This is a genomic window from Klebsiella sp. RHBSTW-00484 (assembly GCF_013705725.1).
GTDB lineage: Bacteria > Pseudomonadota > Gammaproteobacteria > Enterobacterales > Enterobacteriaceae > Klebsiella.
The window spans coordinates 4925170-4942875 of sequence record NZ_CP055481.1 but is presented as its reverse complement, the minus strand read 5'-3'; the positions used below and the strand labels follow the sequence as shown (position 1 = coordinate 4942875).

The following is a 17706-nucleotide window of genomic DNA, read 5'->3' as shown; positions in this document are numbered from 1 at the left end:
GGTGTCCTGCCGGGTAACGTGCCGGACACGCTTTCCTCAGTCAGTACTCACATGATGATGATCTCAGATCTTGCGCAAACGCTCCAACCGCACCGCCAGTTTTTGCTGGCCTTCAGCGGCGGGCTGGATTCGACCGTTCTTTTGCACCGCCTGGTCCGTTGGCGTGAACAGGATCCAACCATTCAACTGCGGGCGATTCATATTCACCACGGGCTAAGCGCTAACGCCGATGGCTGGGTGGCGCACTGCCAGCAAGTTTGTCAGCAGTGGCAGGTGCCGCTTTTGGTCGAACGAGTGGTGCTCGGCGATGAGGGGCTGGGGATTGAGGCTCACGCGCGACAAGCGCGTTATCAGGCATTCCGTATGGCGCTTTTGCCTGGAGAAGCACTCGTCACCGCACAACATCTTGATGATCAGTGTGAAACCTTCCTGCTGGCGCTTAAGCGGGGGAGTGGACCGACCGGATTATCGGCGATGTCGGGTGAATCTAACTTTGCCGGAACGAAACTGTTGCGCCCGCTGCTCAATGAACGTCGCGAGTCGCTATATCGGTGGGCAATGACTCATCAGCTCACCTGGATCGAAGATGAAAGTAACCAGGATGATGCTTACGACCGTAATTTTCTTCGCCTACGTATCGTTCCGTTACTCAGCGCACGCTGGCCGCACTTTGCTGAGGCCGTAGCCCGTAGCGCCAGCCTGTGCGGCGAGCAGGAACAACTGCTTGACGAAATGCTGGCAGCGGAGCTCGCCACGCTGATGGCGAGCGACGGTTCTCTGGCTGTCGAGCCGTTAACTACGCTGAGCGCGCCGCGTCGGGCTGCGCTGCTGCGGCGTTGGCTCAGTGCGCACAATGCGCTGATGCCTTCTCGTGATGTACCGGAGCGTATCTGGCGTGAAGTTGCGCAGGCGCGAGAAGATGCATTTCCTTGCCTACGTCTTGGCGATTTTACCGTTCGTCGTTATCAGCAGCGGCTGCATTGGGTTAAGTATATTCCGGGTCAGACAGAAGCCGTGCTGAGCTGGCCCGATATTTCAGAACCGCTGTTGTTACCCGCTGATCTTGGTGAGCTGGCGTTACAACCTGGTGGGGCGTTACGTGAGCCGAATCAGGGAGATACGGTGACAATACGCTTTCGCGCCAGCGGTAATCTACATATCGTGGGCCGCCACGGTGGCCGCAAGCTGAAAAAGATCTGGCAGGAACTGGGCGTAGCCCCCTGGCGTCGTGATACTACGCCGTTACTGTTTTATGGCGAAACGCTGATTGCTGCCGCCGATGGCCTGTTTGTCACGCAAGAGGGGCGAGTAGAGCAAGGTAAAGGCGTACAGATGGTGTTGAGGAAAACGGGTGACCAGGGCCACCCGTTTTGATTCAGGACTCACTGACCACGACGGTACCGATTTCCGGGTGGCTGAAACTGGCGATTTTATCCAGGCGTAGCTCGCGGACGTCGCCGGCGAGTTCCACTACCAGATACTCGATGTTTTTGCGCGAGATCAGATCGTTGGCCTTCCCTTGCAGCTGTTCGCCATCTTTGAGCGCCAGCGCCAGAACTAAATGGTGCTGGCAGGCAAGTTCGAGGTTGTCATAATCATCGCAATTGATGGGTTGATAAGTATCATTCATTGACATAATCGCTCACCAGTAAGTTTGCTGCCGCATAAGCGGCCTTTTCCCTGACTGACTCAGAAAGGGCCTGATCCGCCGCAATCTCATTCAATGTTTTCAACACGCAACCGAGCGCGTCCGAAATATACCCCAGATCCCCGCTGGCTATTTCCGCATACCGCTTGCGTATTAACTCACAATATTTGTCCACATGCCCTCCTGTCAGCATCCTGACTCAACCGTGGGATGTAAGTTTAAGCCTACGAAGATAAACTCTGTTTAGCAAGGTGACTATACCATAGTCATTTAAGCAATATCAGCAGGATGAAACGGGATCCTTTGATTGCTGACAGCCTTTTGGCGCGAGTTTCGCTACAATGTACGCCATTTTTATCAGGAGTTTATTCATGGCGCTGAAAGCGACGATTTTTAAAGCGACGGTGAACGTGGCTGACCTGGACCGTAACCAGTTTCTGGATGCCAGTCTGACGTTAGCTCAGCATCCGTCTGAAACCCAGGAGCGCATGATGCTGCGACTGCTGGCGTGGATCAAATATGCCAACGAGCGTCTGCAGTTTACCCGCGGTTTGTCTTCCGATGATGAGGCGGAGCTCTGGCTGCTTAACGATCATCTGGGCGTTGATTTATGGATTGAACTGGGGCTGCCTGACGATCGGCGGATTAAAAAAGCTTGCTCACGAGCACAAGAGGTTGCGCTGTTTGCCTATAATAGTCGGGCGGCTGAAATTTGGTGGCAGCAGAATAAGAGTAAAATGGCACAGTTTTCGAAGCTGACGGTCTGGTATTTAGATGATACTCAACTGGCGCAGCTCAGTGCATTTGCCGATCGCACCATGATACTGCAGGCGACCATCCAGGATGGCAGTATCTGGTTATCCGACGCTAAGAATAATCTGGAAATTAACTTAACGGCCTGGCAAACACCCGCATGATTACCATTAGCCGCAGCGTGGCGATTGCGGATGAAGAGATTTCTCTTTCCGGCATACGTGCGCAGGGCGCGGGTGGGCAGCATGTGAATAAGGCATCAACGGCTATTCATTTGCGCTTTGATATTAAGGCATCAAGCCTGCCTGAGTATTATAAGGAACGTCTGCTTGCTGCCAGCCACCACTTAATTTCTGCTGACGGTGTGGTTATCATTAAGGCTCAGGAATATCGCAGCCAGGAAATGAATCGCGAAGCGGCGATTGCTCGCCTGGTTGCCCTAATACAAGAATTAACCGCAGCGCAAAAAAGTCGCCGGGAGACGCGACCGACTCGGGCATCCAAAGAGCGTCGACTTGCCTCTAAGGCGCAAAAATCCTCAGTCAAAGCGCTGCGTGGGAAAGTTCGTCCTTAAGGCGTGACGAACGGGTGGAATGGATTATAAGGAATTTACAGTGAAGAGAATCGTATTTTCAGTCGTGGCGGCCTGTTCGCTTTTTGCGCTGTTTGGCTGTAATCATCGTTCGGAAGTTGAAACGTTACAACCTACACCGATGGAAGAGCTCAAACCGATGCAGCAGAGCTGGCGTGGCGTATTACCTTGTGCCGATTGTGAAGGTATCGAAACCACGCTCTTTCTGGAGAAAGATGGTACCTGGGTCATGAATGAACGCTATCAGGGGGTTAGCCGCGAGCCTTCCTCTTTTGCTTCCTACGGTATCTGGGCGCGTACTGCCGATAAACTGGTGCTGACTGATAGTAAGGGCGAGAAGTCTTATTATCGTGCAAAAGGCGACAAGCTAGAAATGCTCGATCGTGACGGTAATCCCATTGAGTCGACGCTGAATTATACGCTTGAGTCGGTCAAAGCCAGCCTGCCGATAACCCCGATGGCGATGCGTGGAATGTACTTCTATATGGCGGATGCGGCGACCTTTACCGATTGTGCGACCGGTAAGCGAGTGGCTGTGGCCAACAACGCTCAGCTCGAGCGTGGCTATGCTGCTGCGCGTGGTACAGATACACGTCCAGTATTGCTGGTGGTAGAAGGGCATTTTACCCTCGAAGCTAACCCTGATACGGGAGAGCCGGTTAAAGTTCTGGCGACGGATTCCGCAGGGTCGTTTTATCAAAACAAAGATTGCAATACTCGTTGATTAATTCAGCCCTACGAGGCGGCTTGTTTTAATATAGACCCCCAGCTTTAGATGCCCGGCGTACAGTAATTGTGTTTCGGGCTTAAAGGTGGAAACGTCGCCTTCGCGCATATGCAGCAGGTCTGAGGGGCTAATCCAGCCCGGCTGCGCCATTGTCAGCGGATGCCCGGCTTTAGCGAAGGCATCGCTGACAAACTCAGAACAAAACCAGGTTTTTTTATCTTCGGGAGCAATGTCGCTTAGCTGAGCTTTGGCCAGACCGTTAACGCACTGCTGGCGAAAATCTCTGGAGAAAGGATTCAGAGAACACATCTGCTTTGTCATCATAAAAGGGATGAATTCAATAATGCCGCGATAGTTATAGCCGCTGTCTTTATTTTTATAAGCGAAGTTTTTAATTTCTGCGGCTTGTTGAGGCGTGAGGTCTGGCGCTCTTAGGGCAAATAGTTTATCGCTGTGCTGCATTGCTTGCTTAAGGGATACAATCTGTACTCCAGCGCCTGTGGCTTCTGCAACCTGGTTATCCCCGAGGTAGATGGCGACGTGGCTAACGGAAGATGTGCTGAAAGCACGGATCCCCAGCGATGTGACGCCAATACTGGAAGAGAAAAGCAAGTCCCCGGGACGCAGGTCTTTTTCGCTAATCTCAAGCAGTGCTTTATCTGTAATTGAGCCCTGACGTTGAAGTTTGATTGCCCATTGTTTTGATTGCTTGTTAATAGTCGATTCTGAAGGATCAGGCTGGCTGAGGTCCATCGTACAGGCGCAAAGCAATACAGATATGAGAAAAAGTAAGCCGTAACTTGCAGCTCGGTTAGCCATGATTACAATCCTTGTAAAAAAGGGGCTCTGAAAAATCAGAGCCCCTTTTTGGTATTAACCTTTAATTTGTGCGACCAGGTAATCTACGATATCGCCGGTCTTGATCAGCTGTTTCTCTCCGTGACGACGGTGTTTATACTCAATATCGTCGTTGTCGAGGTTGCGATCGCCCAGCACAATGGTGTGTGGGATGCCAATTAGCTCCATATCAGCAAACATCACGCCCGGACGCTCTTTGCGGTCGTCCATCAGTACTTCGATACCTTGAGCGGTCAGCTCAGCGTACAGCTTCTCGGCCAGCTCCTGCACACGATAGGATTTATGCATGTTCATCGGCAGAATCGCAACCTGGAACGGTGCGATAGCTTCCGGCCACAAAATCCCGCGATCGTCAAAGTTCTGCTCAATGGCAGCAGCCACCACACGAGTCACCCCGATACCGTAGCAACCCATGGTCAGAATCTGGTTGCGACCATCTTCGCCCTGTACGGAGGCTTTCATCGCTTCTGAGTACTTGGTGCCTAACTGGAAGATATGACCCACTTCGATACCGCGTTTAATCAACAGTGTCCCCTGACCGTCTGGGCTAGGGTCACCGGCAACGACGTTACGAATGTCAGCTACTTCTGGAGTCGCTACGTCGCGATCCCAGTTAATACCGAAGTAGTGCTTACCATCCACGTTCGCGCCAGCGGCAAAATCGCTCATTGCCGCAACGGTGCGGTCAATAACCACGGGAATCGGCATGTTGACCGGCCCAAGAGAACCCGGACCTGCTTTCACAACGGCGCGGATTTCTTCTTCGGTGGCGAAGGTTAACGGGCTGGCAACCTGAGGCAGCTTCTCGGCTTTGACTTCGTTCAGCTCATGGTCGCCGCGAACCAGCAGGGCAACCAGAGGATATGCGCTGTTTTCTACCGCTTTCACCAGCAGGGTTTTCACGGTTTTCTCGATTGGCAGATTGAACTGCTCAACCAGTTCGGCGATGGTTTTCGCGTTCGGTGTATCGACCAGCGTCATTTCTTGGGTTGCATCAGCGCGTGGTTCTTTCGGCGCAACAGCTTCGGCGAACTCAATGTTGGCCGCGTAATCGGAAGAATCAGAGAAGATCACATCATCTTCGCCGCTCAGCGCCAGTACCTGGAATTCATGGGAAGCGCTGCCGCCGATAGAGCCTGTATCAGCCTGCACCGCACGGAAATCCAGATCCATACGGGTGAAGATTTTGCTGTAGGCCTCGTACATCTTGTCATAGGTCTCTTGCAGAGATTCCTGAGAAGTATGGAAAGAGTAGGCATCTTTCATCAGGAATTCGCGTGAGCGCATGACGCCAAAGCGAGGACGAACTTCATCACGGAACTTTGTTTGAATCTGGAAGAAATTCAGCGGCAACTGCTTATAGGAGTTCAGCTCGTTGCGAATCAGATCGGTGATGACTTCTTCATGAGTCGGACCGAGTACGAAAGGACGATCGCCTCGATCAGCAATGCGCAGCAGTTCCGGGCCGTACTGCTCCCAACGTCCGCTCTCTTGCCACAGTTCAGATGGCTGAACGACCGGCATTAACACCTCGATCGCACCGGCGTTGTTCATCTCTTCACGCACGATGTTTTCGACTTTTTTCAGGACGCGCACGCCGGTCGGTAACCAGGTATACAACCCAGAGGCCAGCTTGCGGATCATCCCGGCGCGCAGCATCAGCTGATGGCTGATGACTTCGGCGTCGGCAGGTGTCTCCTTCAGAGTGGAGAGCAGATATTGGCTAGTACGCATGTTGTTACGGTTCCATTTGGGCGATCGGTACAGGCCGAAAGCCAGCCTGACACAAAAAAAGTGGTTTAGTTTACCAGTGTGGCAAAGATGCCAAAAGAGAGGAAAATAAAATTAGCGTGGTTCGAGAGAAAAGACTTCAAAACCGGACGAAATCACCCGCCAGCGCACGTTAAAATCAAGCAGCCAGACGGCATATGTTTTTCCTGCATCTTCTTCCTTGCGATAAGCCGGTCGAGGATCTTGCGCTAGTACTTCGGTGATAAACATCTTCAGCCGTGGGTAGCGTTTTTCCAGCGTCAAAAGCTGAGCTTCTGTTTCTGGCGTGAAGCAGACCGCCATTTCCGCCAGCGGAGCCTGCTGAGCATAGCTGGCGCTGGCATCTGGCAATGCCTCTGCAAACGGCAGGTAAGGTTTTATGTCGACCACCGGGGTTCCATCTACCAGATCCAGGCTCCCTAGCTCAAGAATAACCTGCTCTTTCTGACAGCGAATACCTTTTAGCTCAACCAGCGACATGCCTATTGGGTTAGGGCGAAAGGTTGAACGGGTGGCGAATACGCCCATCCGCGCATTTCCTCCGAGGCGAGGCGGGCGGACGGTTGGGCGCCAGCCGCCTTCCATCGTCTGATGAAAAACAAACAGCACCCAGAGATGACTGAAATCCTCCAGGCCGCGTACGGCATCGGCCTGGTTATAAGGAGGCAAGAGGTGTAATTCGCCGCCACCATTTTTGACCAACCCAGGCTGGCGGGGGACGGCAAATTTTTCTTTATATGGCGAGCGAATTACGCCTATCTGTGCAAACTGAAAGGCACTCATTGCGCCGAAACGTTAAGAGCCGAACCAAAGCAAACAGCCTGACGGTAGCAGCCTGGCGTACCGCTGGTGACTTCACAACGATGCAGCAAAACGGCATTCGCTTGCATTTTTGCAGCGTTAACCTGCATACGTTTACGGGCTGTCGGGATATTTGGCGGAGAGTCTTGATTCGATGCCTGACATGATTCACCGGTAACTTCGTCCAGTTCGCGGAAAGGTTTACCCACCAATTCTGCGGCATCAGTATAGATTCTTACCGGAGCCGGACGCGTCGCTTTCGGCTTTGTCGGTTCTGATTTGGCTGGCGGACTTACCATACTTTGTGCAGGGCCAACAGGAGATCTGCTTAACATCGAACAGCCGCTTAACATGAGTGCTAACAAACAGACCGGTAAAGCACGCATAGTATTTCCTCAGTAAATAATAAAACAGGGCGCTATTGAATCAGGTGCTTGCATAAATGACAAGGCGGGCATAAAGCCCGCCCTGCATGATATTACGCTGAAAAAAGATTACCAGCCTTTCACTGCGCCGCCGTTAAAGATTTTGTTAGCCGCTTCGTAAACTTCGTCACTTTGGTAGGCTTGAACAAATTTCTTAACATTTTCCGCATCTTTGTTGTCTTCGCGAGCAACAATCAGGTTCACGTATGGAGAATCTTTACCTTCCACAAAAATACCGTCTTTTGCTGGCGTCAGGCCAATCTGGCTGGCGTAAGTGGTATTGATAACCGCCAGGGCGATCTGTGCATCATCCAGAGAACGTGGAAGCTGTGGAGCTTCAAGCTCGACAATTTTTAGGTTTTTCGGGTTTTCAATAACATCCAGAGAGGTTGGCAGCAGACCCACACCTTCTTTCAGTTTGATCAGACCAACTTGCTGCAACAGCAGTAGTGAGCGACCAAGGTTTGTCGGATCGTTAGGGATTGCGACCTGAGAACCCGGTTGCAACTCGTCCAGCGATTTGATTTTTTTCGAATAACCGGCAATGGGGTAGACGAAAGAGTTACCCACGGAAACCAGTTTGTAGCCACGGTCTTTAATCTGCTGATCAAGATAAGGTTTATGTTGGAAGGCGTTAACATCGATATCGCCTTTGCTCAGCGCTTCGTTCGGCAGAACGTAGTCGTTGAAGGTTACCAGCTCAACATCAAGGCCGTATTTTTCTTTTGCTACTTTCTGCGCGACTTCAGCAACCTGCTGTTCCGCACCGACGATAACGCCGACTTTAATATGATTTGGATCTTTTTCATCCTGACCGCAACCCACCAGAGCCAGAGAACCGATTAACGCACCGACAGCCGCAAAGGTTTTGAAATTAAAGGCCATGTTATTTCCTTCCTGTAAGATTCTGTATTGTGTGTAATGTTATTTGTGAGTCACAGCCCGGACGATACGATCGCCAGAGAATTGAATTAAATAAACCAGAATAACCAGTAATACCAGTACGGTATTCATCACCGTTGCATTGTAGCCGATATAGCCATACTGGTAGCCAATCTGCCCCAGACCACCGGCACCCACAGCACCGCCCATCGCGGAATAGCCGACCAGGGTAATTAGCGTGATAGTTGCCGCATTCACCAGACCCGGCAGCGCTTCCGGCAGCAGGACTTTACGCACGATCTGCATCGGCGTAGCGCCCATAGCGCGTGATGCTTCGATAAGACCGGTCGGAATCTCCAATAGGGCGTTTTCCACCATACGAGCGATAAAGGGTGCGGCACCAACTGTCAACGGGACGATTGCTGCCTGCAGACCAATAGACGTCCCGACAATAATACGAGTGAATGGAATCATCCATACCAGCAAAATGATAAAAGGAATTGAGCGGAAGATGTTAACGACCGCAGACAGCGTACGGTACAGCTTCGCGTTAGCCGCAATTTGCCCTGGACGGGTGACATACAGCAGTACGCCGACCGGTAGGCCGAGAACAAAACCGAAGAAGCCGGAGACAAACGTCATGGCCAGCGTTTCCCATACGCCGCGAACCAGCAGCCAGATCATTGGTTCAGACATATCCCAGTACCTCTACTTTTACATGATGTTCCTGCAGCCAGGCGATTGCGGCCTGGGTGTCTTCCTGCGTGCCGTGCATTTCGGTCAGCATAATGCCGAACTTCACACCGCCAGCGTAATCCATCTGCGCGCTAATAATGTTGTTGTTTACATTAAAGCGACGAGCGGTTTCAGAGAGAAGCGGGGCATCAACGGAATGACCAGTGAACTCCATGCGCAGCATCGGTACGCTATCAGGAAGAGCCTCAGGTTTCAGGCGGGCCTGATAATCATCCGGGATATCCAGATGCAGCGTTGACTGAATAAACTGCTGCGCCAGCGGCGTTTTGGGATGAGAGAAGACTTCGCTCACCGTATCCTGTTCAATCAGCTGACCGTTGCTGATAACAGCAACGCAGTCACAGATGCGTTTGACCACATCCATTTCATGAGTGATAAGCAGAATCGTCAGGCCCAGGCGACGATTGATATCTTTCAGCAACTCCAGAATCGAACGAGTGGTCGCTGGATCCAGGGCGCTGGTGGCTTCATCGCAGAGCAGAACCTTCGGGTTGCTGGCCAACGCGCGCGCAATGGCGACGCGCTGCTTTTGCCCGCCTGAGAGGTTCGCCGGGTAGCTGTCATGCTTATCCGCGAGACCAACAAGGTCTAACAACTCTGTCACTCGACGTTTAATTTCTGCCTGCGGCGTGTTATCCAGTTCTAAAGGCAGCGACACATTACCGAATACAGTGCGGGAAGCAAGCAGGTTAAAGTGCTGGAAGATCATGCCAATTTGGCGGCGAGCGCGAGTCAATTCCTTTTCAGAAAGTGCCGTTAGCTCCTGGCCTCCAACCTGCACGCTGCCCTCCGTAGGACGCTCAAGCAGATTAACGCAGCGAATAAGCGTGCTTTTACCCGCGCCAGAAGCGCCGATGACGCCATAAATCTGACCAGCAGGCACATGCAGGCTGACATCGTTCAGCGCCTGTATGCTGCGGTTCCCCTGTTGGAACACTTTGGTGATATTCGAAAGTTTAATCATCAGTTATTTATTATCGTTTAGCCGTTTGTCGTGGCATTTTCTTCTGCCGTGTCCAGGCGATGCCTGTCAATGAAATGGATGTTAAGGCATCCAGACGTCTAAATCAATCTGACTCTGTATAATGAGCACTTTCTTGCGTCTGGAAACATGCGATACTAATCAGACTAGCCTTTATCAGGAGCAAACCGGTGGCAAAGTCAGTACCCGCAATTTTTCTTGACCGTGATGGCACAATTAATGTTGATCACGGATACGTGCACGAAATCGATAACTTTGAATTTATTGATGGCGTCATTGACGCAATGCGTCAATTAAAGGAGATGGGTTATGCGCTGGTGGTGGTGACCAATCAGTCCGGCATTGCCCGCGGTAAATTTACTGAAGATCAGTTTGAAACGCTGACTGAGTGGATGGACTGGTCGTTGGCTGACCGTGGCGTTGATCTGGATGGTATCTATTATTGTCCGCATCACCCGCAGGGTACTGTAGAAGAATTTCGTCAGACCTGTGACTGCCGCAAGCCGCATCCTGGAATGCTTATTTCGGCACGCGACTATCTGCATATAGATATGGCTGCTTCATATATGGTAGGTGATAAAGTAGAAGATATGCAGGCGGCTTTGGCTGCAGATATTGGGACAAAAGTATTAGTTCGCACTGGCAAGCCAGTTACTCCGGAAGCGGAAAATGCCGCGGATTGGGTGCTTAATAGCCTGGCGGACCTGCCTGATGCCATCAAAAAGCAGCAAAAATAAACGTTACGTATAAAAGATGAGCGGTTGAAATAAAATTGTATTTTTCCGCTTGTCACCGCCGAAGAACTCCCTATAATGCGCTCCCACTGACACGGCAGATGTGAATCACTTCACACAAACAGCCGGGTCAGTTGAAGAGAAAAACCTGAAAATAAGGTTGACTCTGAAAGAGGAAAGCGTAATATACGCCACCTCGCAACGGTGAGCGAAAGCCGCGTTGCACTGCTCTTTAACAATTTATCAGACAATCTGTGTGGGCACTCAAAGTGACATGGATTCTTAACGTCGCAAGACGAAAAATGAATACCAAGTCTCTGAGTGAACATACGTAATTCATTACGAAGTTTAATTCACGAGCATCAAACTTAAATTGAAGAGTTTGATCATGGCTCAGATTGAACGCTGGCGGCAGGCCTAACACATGCAAGTCGAACGGTAGCACAGAGAGCTTGCTCTCGGGTGACGAGTGGCGGACGGGTGAGTAATGTCTGGGAAACTGCCTGATGGAGGGGGATAACTACTGGAAACGGTAGCTAATACCGCATAACGTCGCAAGACCAAAGAGGGGGACCTTCGGGCCTCTTGCCATCAGATGTGCCCAGATGGGATTAGCTTGTTGGTGAGGTAACGGCTCACCAAGGCGACGATCCCTAGCTGGTCTGAGAGGATGACCAGCCACACTGGAACTGAGACACGGTCCAGACTCCTACGGGAGGCAGCAGTGGGGAATATTGCACAATGGGCGCAAGCCTGATGCAGCCATGCCGCGTGTATGAAGAAGGCCTTCGGGTTGTAAAGTACTTTCAGCGAGGAGGAAGGGGATGTGGTTAATAACCGCATTCATTGACGTTACTCGCAGAAGAAGCACCGGCTAACTCCGTGCCAGCAGCCGCGGTAATACGGAGGGTGCAAGCGTTAATCGGAATTACTGGGCGTAAAGCGCACGCAGGCGGTCTGTCAAGTCGGATGTGAAATCCCCGGGCTCAACCTGGGAACTGCATTCGAAACTGGCAGGCTAGAGTCTTGTAGAGGGGGGTAGAATTCCAGGTGTAGCGGTGAAATGCGTAGAGATCTGGAGGAATACCGGTGGCGAAGGCGGCCCCCTGGACAAAGACTGACGCTCAGGTGCGAAAGCGTGGGGAGCAAACAGGATTAGATACCCTGGTAGTCCACGCTGTAAACGATGTCGACTTGGAGGTTGTTCCCTTGAGGAGTGGCTTCCGGAGCTAACGCGTTAAGTCGACCGCCTGGGGAGTACGGCCGCAAGGTTAAAACTCAAATGAATTGACGGGGGCCCGCACAAGCGGTGGAGCATGTGGTTTAATTCGATGCAACGCGAAGAACCTTACCTACTCTTGACATCCAGAGAACTTAGCAGAGATGCTTTGGTGCCTTCGGGAACTCTGAGACAGGTGCTGCATGGCTGTCGTCAGCTCGTGTTGTGAAATGTTGGGTTAAGTCCCGCAACGAGCGCAACCCTTATCCTTTGTTGCCAGCGGTCCGGCCGGGAACTCAAAGGAGACTGCCAGTGATAAACTGGAGGAAGGTGGGGATGACGTCAAGTCATCATGGCCCTTACGAGTAGGGCTACACACGTGCTACAATGGCATATACAAAGAGAAGCGACCTCGCGAGAGCAAGCGGACCTCATAAAGTATGTCGTAGTCCGGATCGGAGTCTGCAACTCGACTCCGTGAAGTCGGAATCGCTAGTAATCGTGGATCAGAATGCCACGGTGAATACGTTCCCGGGCCTTGTACACACCGCCCGTCACACCATGGGAGTGGGTTGCAAAAGAAGTAGGTAGCTTAACCTTCGGGAGGGCGCTTACCACTTTGTGATTCATGACTGGGGTGAAGTCGTAACAAGGTAACCGTAGGGGAACCTGCGGTTGGATCACCTCCTTACCTTAAAGAACCTGCCTTTGTAGTGTCCACACAGATTGTCTGATGAAAAATTAGCAGTAAAAAATCTCTGCAGGCTTGTAGCTCAGGTGGTTAGAGCGCACCCCTGATAAGGGTGAGGTCGGTGGTTCAAGTCCACTCAGGCCTACCAAATTCTTGCTGATGTTGCGTTGTGGCGACACTCACATACTTCAGTATGCTTCGTGTCACCACGCCTTGCCTCAACAAGAATTAACGGTACAGAGATAAGTTTTTACGATGGGGTTATAGCTCAGCTGGGAGAGCGCCTGCCTTGCACGCAGGAGGTCTGCGGTTCGATCCCGCATAGCTCCACCATCCTTTTACTGCAAAAAATAAGAAAACTTCAGAGTGTACCTGAAAAGGTGCACTGCGAAGTTTTGCTCTTTAAAAATCTGGATCAAGCTGAAAATTGAAACGACACACTGTGTCTGTTCTCCGTAATAAGAACAGAATGACAGTGTGTTCGAGTCTCTCAAATTTTTGCAGCGCGAAGTGTTTTACGAAACATCTTCGGGTTGTGAGGTTAAGCGACTAAGCGTACACGGTGGATGCCCTGGCAGTCAGAGGCGATGAAGGACGTGCTAATCTGCGATAAGCGTCGGTAAGGTGATATGAACCGTTATAACCGACGATTTCCGAATGGGGAAACCCAGTGTGTTCCGACACACTATCGTTAAGTGAATACATAGCTTAACGAAGCGAACCGGGGGAACTGAAACATCTAAGTACCCCGAGGAAAAGAAATCAACCGAGATTCCCCCAGTAGCGGCGAGCGAACGGGGAGGAGCCCAGAGTCTGAATCAGTTTGTGTGTTAGTGGAAGCGTCTGGAAAGTCGCAGGGTACAGGGTGATACTCCCGTACACAAAAACACACAGGCTGTGAACTCGAAGAGTAGGGCGGGACACGTGGTATCCTGTCTGAATATGGGGGGACCATCCTCCAAGGCTAAATACTCCTGACTGACCGATAGTGAACCAGTACCGTGAGGGAAAGGCGAAAAGAACCCCGGCGAGGGGAGTGAAACAGAACCTGAAACCGTGTACGTACAAGCAGTAGGAGCCTCTTTAATGGGGTGACTGCGTACCTTTTGTATAATGGGTCAGCGACTTATATTCTGTAGCAAGGTTAACCGTATAGGGGAGCCGCAGGGAAACCGAGTCTTAACTGGGCGTTAAGTTGCAGGGTATAGACCCGAAACCCGGTGATCTAGCCATGGGCAGGTTGAAGGTTGGGTAACACTAACTGGAGGACCGAACCGACTAATGTTGAAAAATTAGCGGATGACTTGTGGCTGGGGGTGAAAGGCCAATCAAACCGGGAGATAGCTGGTTCTCCCCGAAAGCTATTTAGGTAGCGCCTCGTGAACTCATCTTCGGGGGTAGAGCACTGTTTCGGCTAGGGGGTCATCCCGACTTACCAACCCGATGCAAACTACGAATACCGAAGAATGTTATCACGGGAGACACACGGCGGGTGCTAACGTCCGTCGTGAAGAGGGAAACAACCCAGACCGCCAGCTAAGGTCCCAAAGTCATGGTTAAGTGGGAAACGATGTGGGAAGGCACAGACAGCCAGGATGTTGGCTTAGAAGCAGCCATCATTTAAAGAAAGCGTAATAGCTCACTGGTCGAGTCGGCCTGCGCGGAAGATGTAACGGGGCTAAACCATGCACCGAAGCTGCGGCAGCGACGCTTATGCGTTGTTGGGTAGGGGAGCGTTCTGTAAGCCGTTGAAGGTGGCCTGTGAGGGCTGCTGGAGGTATCAGAAGTGCGAATGCTGACATAAGTAACGATAAAGCGGGTGAAAAGCCCGCTCGCCGGAAGACCAAGGGTTCCTGTCCAACGTTAATCGGGGCAGGGTGAGTCGACCCCTAAGGCGAGGCCGAAAGGCGTAGTCGATGGGAAACAGGTTAATATTCCTGTACTCGGTGTTACTGCGAAGGGGGGACGGAGAAGGCTATGTTAGCCGGGCGACGGTTGTCCCGGTTTAAGCATGTAGGCGGATGTTCCAGGTAAATCCGGAACGTCATTCAACGCTGAGGTGTGATGACGAGGCACTACGGTGCTGAAGTAACAAATGCCCTGCTTCCAGGAAAAGCCTCTAAGCATCAGGTAACATCAAATCGTACCCCAAACCGACACAGGTGGTCAGGTAGAGAATACCAAGGCGCTTGAGAGAACTCGGGTGAAGGAACTAGGCAAAATGGTGCCGTAACTTCGGGAGAAGGCACGCTGATGGTAGGTGAAGTGACTTGCTCACGGAGCTGAACTCAGTCGAAGATACCAGCTGGCTGCAACTGTTTATTAAAAACACAGCACTGTGCAAACACGAAAGTGGACGTATACGGTGTGACGCCTGCCCGGTGCCGGAAGGTTAATTGATGGGGTTATCCGTAAGGAGAAGCTCTTGATCGAAGCCCCGGTAAACGGCGGCCGTAACTATAACGGTCCTAAGGTAGCGAAATTCCTTGTCGGGTAAGTTCCGACCTGCACGAATGGCGTAATGATGGCCAGGCTGTCTCCACCCGAGACTCAGTGAAATTGAACTCGCTGTGAAGATGCAGTGTACCCGCGGCAAGACGGAAAGACCCCGTGAACCTTTACTATAGCTTGACACTGAACACTGGTCCTTGATGTGTAGGATAGGTGGGAGGCTTTGAAGTGTGGACGCCAGTCTGCATGGAGCCAACCTTGAAATACCACCCTTTAATGGCTGGTGTTCTAACGTGGACCCGTGATCCGGGTTGCGGACAGTGTCTGGTGGGTAGTTTGACTGGGGCGGTCTCCTCCTAAAGAGTAACGGAGGAGCACGAAGGTTAGCTAATCCTGGTCGGACATCAGGAGGTTAGTGCAATGGCATAAGCTAGCTTGACTGCGAGCGTGACGGCGCGAGCAGGTGCGAAAGCAGGTCATAGTGATCCGGTGGTTCTGAATGGAAGGGCCATCGCTCAACGGATAAAAGGTACTCCGGGGATAACAGGCTGATACCGCCCAAGAGTTCATATCGACGGCGGTGTTTGGCACCTCGATGTCGGCTCATCACATCCTGGGGCTGAAGTAGGTCCCAAGGGTATGGCTGTTCGCCATTTAAAGTGGTACGCGAGCTGGGTTTAGAACGTCGTGAGACAGTTCGGTCCCTATCTGCCGTGGGCGCTGGAGAATTGAGGGGGGCTGCTCCTAGTACGAGAGGACCGGAGTGGACGCATCACTGGTGTTCGGGTTGTCATGCCAATGGCATTGCCCGGTAGCTAAATGCGGAAGAGATAAGTGCTGAAAGCATCTAAGCACGAAACTTGCCCCGAGATGAGTTCTCCCTGACTCCCTGAGAGTCCTGAAGGAACGTTAAAGACGATGACGTTGATAGGCCGGGTGTGTAAGCGTAGCGATACGTTGAGCTAACCGGTACTAATGAACCGTGAGGCTTAACCTTACAACGCCGAAGATGTTTTGGCGGAATTGAGAGAAGATTTTCAGCTTAGATTCAGAGTTGAGTAGGCAATAATTTACGCAGCAGCAAGGCGACAAGCGATGGAAAGGAAGGAGCATACTGAAGTATGTGACTGACTTTACGAGCGCGGGCAACGCGGCTGATGCGATAAAGAATTGCGTACTGAGCACAAAGAATTTGCCTGGCGGCGACAGCGCGGTGGTCCCACCTGACCCCATGCCGAACTCAGAAGTGAAACGCCGTAGCGCCGATGGTAGTGTGGGGTCTCCCCATGTGAGAGTAGGGAACTGCCAGGCATCAAATTAGCAAGTGAAACCGGGGCATTAAACCGGTGGTTGTAAAGAAATTCGGTGGAGCGGTAGTTCAGTCGGTTAGAATACCTGCCTGTCACGCAGGGGGTCGCGGGTTCGAGTCCCGTCCGTTCCGCCACTTATTAAAAGCCCTGAGCAAATGCTCAGGGCTTTTTCTTTTCTTGTCGTTTAATTATTGCTGATTTAGCAAAAATCCTCTGCATATAGCGATCTTTTTCTCGCTCCTTTCATTCGCCATAATTATCCTCGTTAACCGATATTGATAAATAAAGAGGAAAATCATGACAATCCCTGCATTTGGTCTTGGCACCTTCCGCCTGAAAGATGATGTGGTAATCGCTTCTGTAAAAACGGCGCTGGAGCTGGGCTATCGTGCCATTGATACCGCGCAAATCTATGATAATGAAGCGGCTGTAGGTCAGGCCATTGCTGAAAGTGGCATCGCGCGTGATGAGCTGTTCATCACCACCAAGATCTGGATTGAAAACCTGGGCAAAGACAAGCTGATCGCCAGCCTGAAAGAGAGTTTACAGAAGCTTCGTACTGACTATGTCGACCTGACGCTGATCCATTGGCCGTCACCGAATGATGCTGTTGTAGTCGAAGAGTTTATGGGCGCTCTACTGGAAGCGAAAAAACAGGGGCTGACCCGTCAGATTGGTATCTCTAACTTCACTATCCCGCTGATGGAGCGTGCGATTGCTACTGTCGGTGCGGAGAACATCGCGACCAACCAGGTCGAACTGTCTCCGTACCTGCAGAACCGTAAAGTGGTCGATTGGGCGCGTGAGCACGGTATCCATATCACTTCTTATATGACGCTGGCCTACGGTAAAGCGCTGAAAGATGGAGTGATTGCCCGTATTGCCGCTAAACATAATGCGACTCCGGCTCAGGTCATCCTGGCATGGGCGATGGGCGAGGGTTATGCGGTTATCCCATCTTCCACCAAGCGTGAAAACCTGGCGAGCAACCTGAAAGCGCTGGATCTGAAGCTGGATGATGAAGATCGTCAAACGATCGCCGCGCTGGATTGCAACGACCGCCTGGTAAGCCCGGAAGGCCTGGCGCCGAAGTGGGATTAATCCACG

The 17706-nt window shown here is 51.6% G+C and carries 15 protein-coding genes, 3 tRNA genes and 3 rRNA genes; 12 read left to right on the top strand and 9 right to left on the bottom strand.

The features are described from left to right. Positions 1–57: 57 nt before the first annotated feature. A complete protein-coding gene (gene tilS, locus HV213_RS23320; RefSeq protein WP_181486487.1) occupies positions 58–1374 on the top strand; it encodes a tRNA lysidine(34) synthetase TilS in 1317 nt (438 codons plus the stop codon). A 1-nt stretch (position 1375) separates the two neighbouring features. Here tilS and rof read toward each other — a convergent pair whose 3' ends face one another. Both rof and HV213_RS23310 read right to left on the bottom strand, forming a co-directional pair. Continuing rightward, positions 1376–1636: a Rho-binding antiterminator gene (gene rof / locus HV213_RS23315; protein WP_110272453.1), complete on the bottom strand. Its 261-nt coding sequence runs from the start codon at positions 1634–1636 to the stop codon at positions 1376–1378. Then, positions 1623–1823, bottom strand: coding sequence for a YaeP family protein (locus HV213_RS23310; RefSeq protein ID WP_110272452.1), 201 nt, complete (start codon positions 1821–1823; stop codon positions 1623–1625). The genes rof and HV213_RS23310 overlap by 14 nt, the downstream gene beginning before the upstream one ends. Before the next feature lie 196 nt (positions 1824–2019). On the opposite strand from HV213_RS23310, the gene HV213_RS23305 reads away from it, so the two are divergent. From HV213_RS23305 to nlpE, 3 genes are read left to right on the top strand one after another with little or no spacing between them, the layout of a single operon-like run. Then, positions 2020–2565, top strand: a complete 546-nt coding sequence (locus HV213_RS23305; RefSeq protein ID WP_181483492.1) for a YaeQ family protein — start codon at positions 2020–2022, stop codon at positions 2563–2565. Continuing rightward, positions 2562–2975 (top strand): alternative ribosome rescue aminoacyl-tRNA hydrolase ArfB, encoded by a 414-nt coding sequence (arfB, locus tag HV213_RS23300; RefSeq protein WP_181483491.1) that lies wholly within the window; start codon positions 2562–2564, stop codon positions 2973–2975. The genes HV213_RS23305 and arfB overlap by 4 nt, the downstream gene beginning before the upstream one ends. A 40-nt stretch (positions 2976–3015) precedes the next feature. Continuing rightward, positions 3016–3717: an envelope stress response activation lipoprotein NlpE gene (gene nlpE / locus HV213_RS23295; RefSeq protein ID WP_228288569.1), complete on the top strand. Its 702-nt coding sequence runs from the start codon at positions 3016–3018 to the stop codon at positions 3715–3717. Here the strand turns inward: nlpE and HV213_RS23290 are convergent, their stop codons facing one another. From HV213_RS23290 to metN, 7 genes are all read right to left on the bottom strand, one after another. Next, positions 3718–4539: a YaeF family permuted papain-like enzyme gene (locus HV213_RS23290; protein ID WP_181483489.1), complete on the bottom strand. Its 822-nt coding sequence runs from the start codon at positions 4537–4539 to the stop codon at positions 3718–3720. Between the two features lie 54 nt (positions 4540–4593). After that, a complete protein-coding gene (proS, locus tag HV213_RS23285; RefSeq protein WP_181483488.1) occupies positions 4594–6312 on the bottom strand; it encodes a proline--tRNA ligase in 1719 nt (572 codons plus the stop codon). A gap of 111 nt (positions 6313–6423) precedes the next feature. Beyond that, complete coding sequence (gene tsaA / locus HV213_RS23280) at positions 6424–7131, bottom strand: tRNA (N6-threonylcarbamoyladenosine(37)-N6)-methyltransferase TrmO (RefSeq protein WP_181483487.1); 708 nt, start codon at positions 7129–7131, stop codon at positions 6424–6426. Further along, positions 7128–7535, bottom strand: coding sequence for an Rcs stress response system protein RcsF (gene rcsF / locus HV213_RS23275; protein WP_110272445.1), 408 nt, complete (start codon positions 7533–7535; stop codon positions 7128–7130). The genes tsaA and rcsF overlap by 4 nt, the downstream gene beginning before the upstream one ends. Before the next feature lie 108 nt (positions 7536–7643). Further along, entirely contained in the window at positions 7644–8459 is an 816-nt protein-coding gene (gene metQ, locus HV213_RS23270; protein WP_110272444.1) for a methionine ABC transporter substrate-binding lipoprotein MetQ, read from the bottom strand. 39 nt (positions 8460–8498) lie between these two features. Continuing rightward, complete coding sequence (locus HV213_RS23265) at positions 8499–9152, bottom strand: methionine ABC transporter permease MetI (RefSeq protein WP_110272443.1); 654 nt, start codon at positions 9150–9152, stop codon at positions 8499–8501. Beyond that, the gene (gene metN / locus HV213_RS23260) at positions 9145–10176 is read right to left on the bottom strand and encodes a methionine ABC transporter ATP-binding protein MetN (RefSeq protein WP_181483486.1); all 1032 of its coding nucleotides are present in this window, start codon (positions 10174–10176) and stop codon (positions 9145–9147) included. Before metN ends, HV213_RS23265 begins: the two co-directional genes overlap by 8 nt. Positions 10177–10364: 188 nt before the next feature. On the opposite strand from metN, the gene gmhB reads away from it, so the two are divergent. From gmhB to dkgB, 8 genes are all read left to right on the top strand, one after another. After that, entirely contained in the window at positions 10365–10931 is a 567-nt protein-coding gene (gene gmhB / locus HV213_RS23255; protein WP_110272441.1) for a D-glycero-beta-D-manno-heptose 1,7-bisphosphate 7-phosphatase, read from the top strand. A 367-nt stretch (positions 10932–11298) separates the two neighbouring features. After that, positions 11299–12838 (top strand): 16S ribosomal RNA (locus HV213_RS23250). Positions 12839–12909: 71 nt separating this feature from the next. Continuing rightward, positions 12910–12986, top strand: a tRNA-Ile gene (locus HV213_RS23245). Positions 12987–13095: 109 nt separating this feature from the next. Beyond that, positions 13096–13171 (top strand) — tRNA-Ala (locus HV213_RS23240). A gap of 206 nt (positions 13172–13377) precedes the next feature. Beyond that, a 23S ribosomal RNA gene (locus HV213_RS23235) occupies positions 13378–16286 on the top strand. Positions 16287–16484: 198 nt separating this feature from the next. Further along, a 5S ribosomal RNA gene (rrf, locus tag HV213_RS23230) occupies positions 16485–16600 on the top strand. The 16S, 23S and 5S rRNA genes sit together here with 3 tRNA genes alongside, the layout of an rRNA operon. Before the next feature lie 56 nt (positions 16601–16656). Next, positions 16657–16733: transfer RNA gene (locus HV213_RS23225), tRNA-Asp, on the top strand. 163 nt (positions 16734–16896) lie between these two features. Next, positions 16897–17700 carry a 2,5-didehydrogluconate reductase DkgB gene (gene dkgB / locus HV213_RS23220; RefSeq protein ID WP_181483485.1) on the top strand — a complete coding sequence of 268 codons (804 nt, stop codon included), beginning with the start codon at positions 16897–16899 and terminating at the stop codon, positions 17698–17700. Positions 17701–17706: the final 6 nt, after the last annotated feature.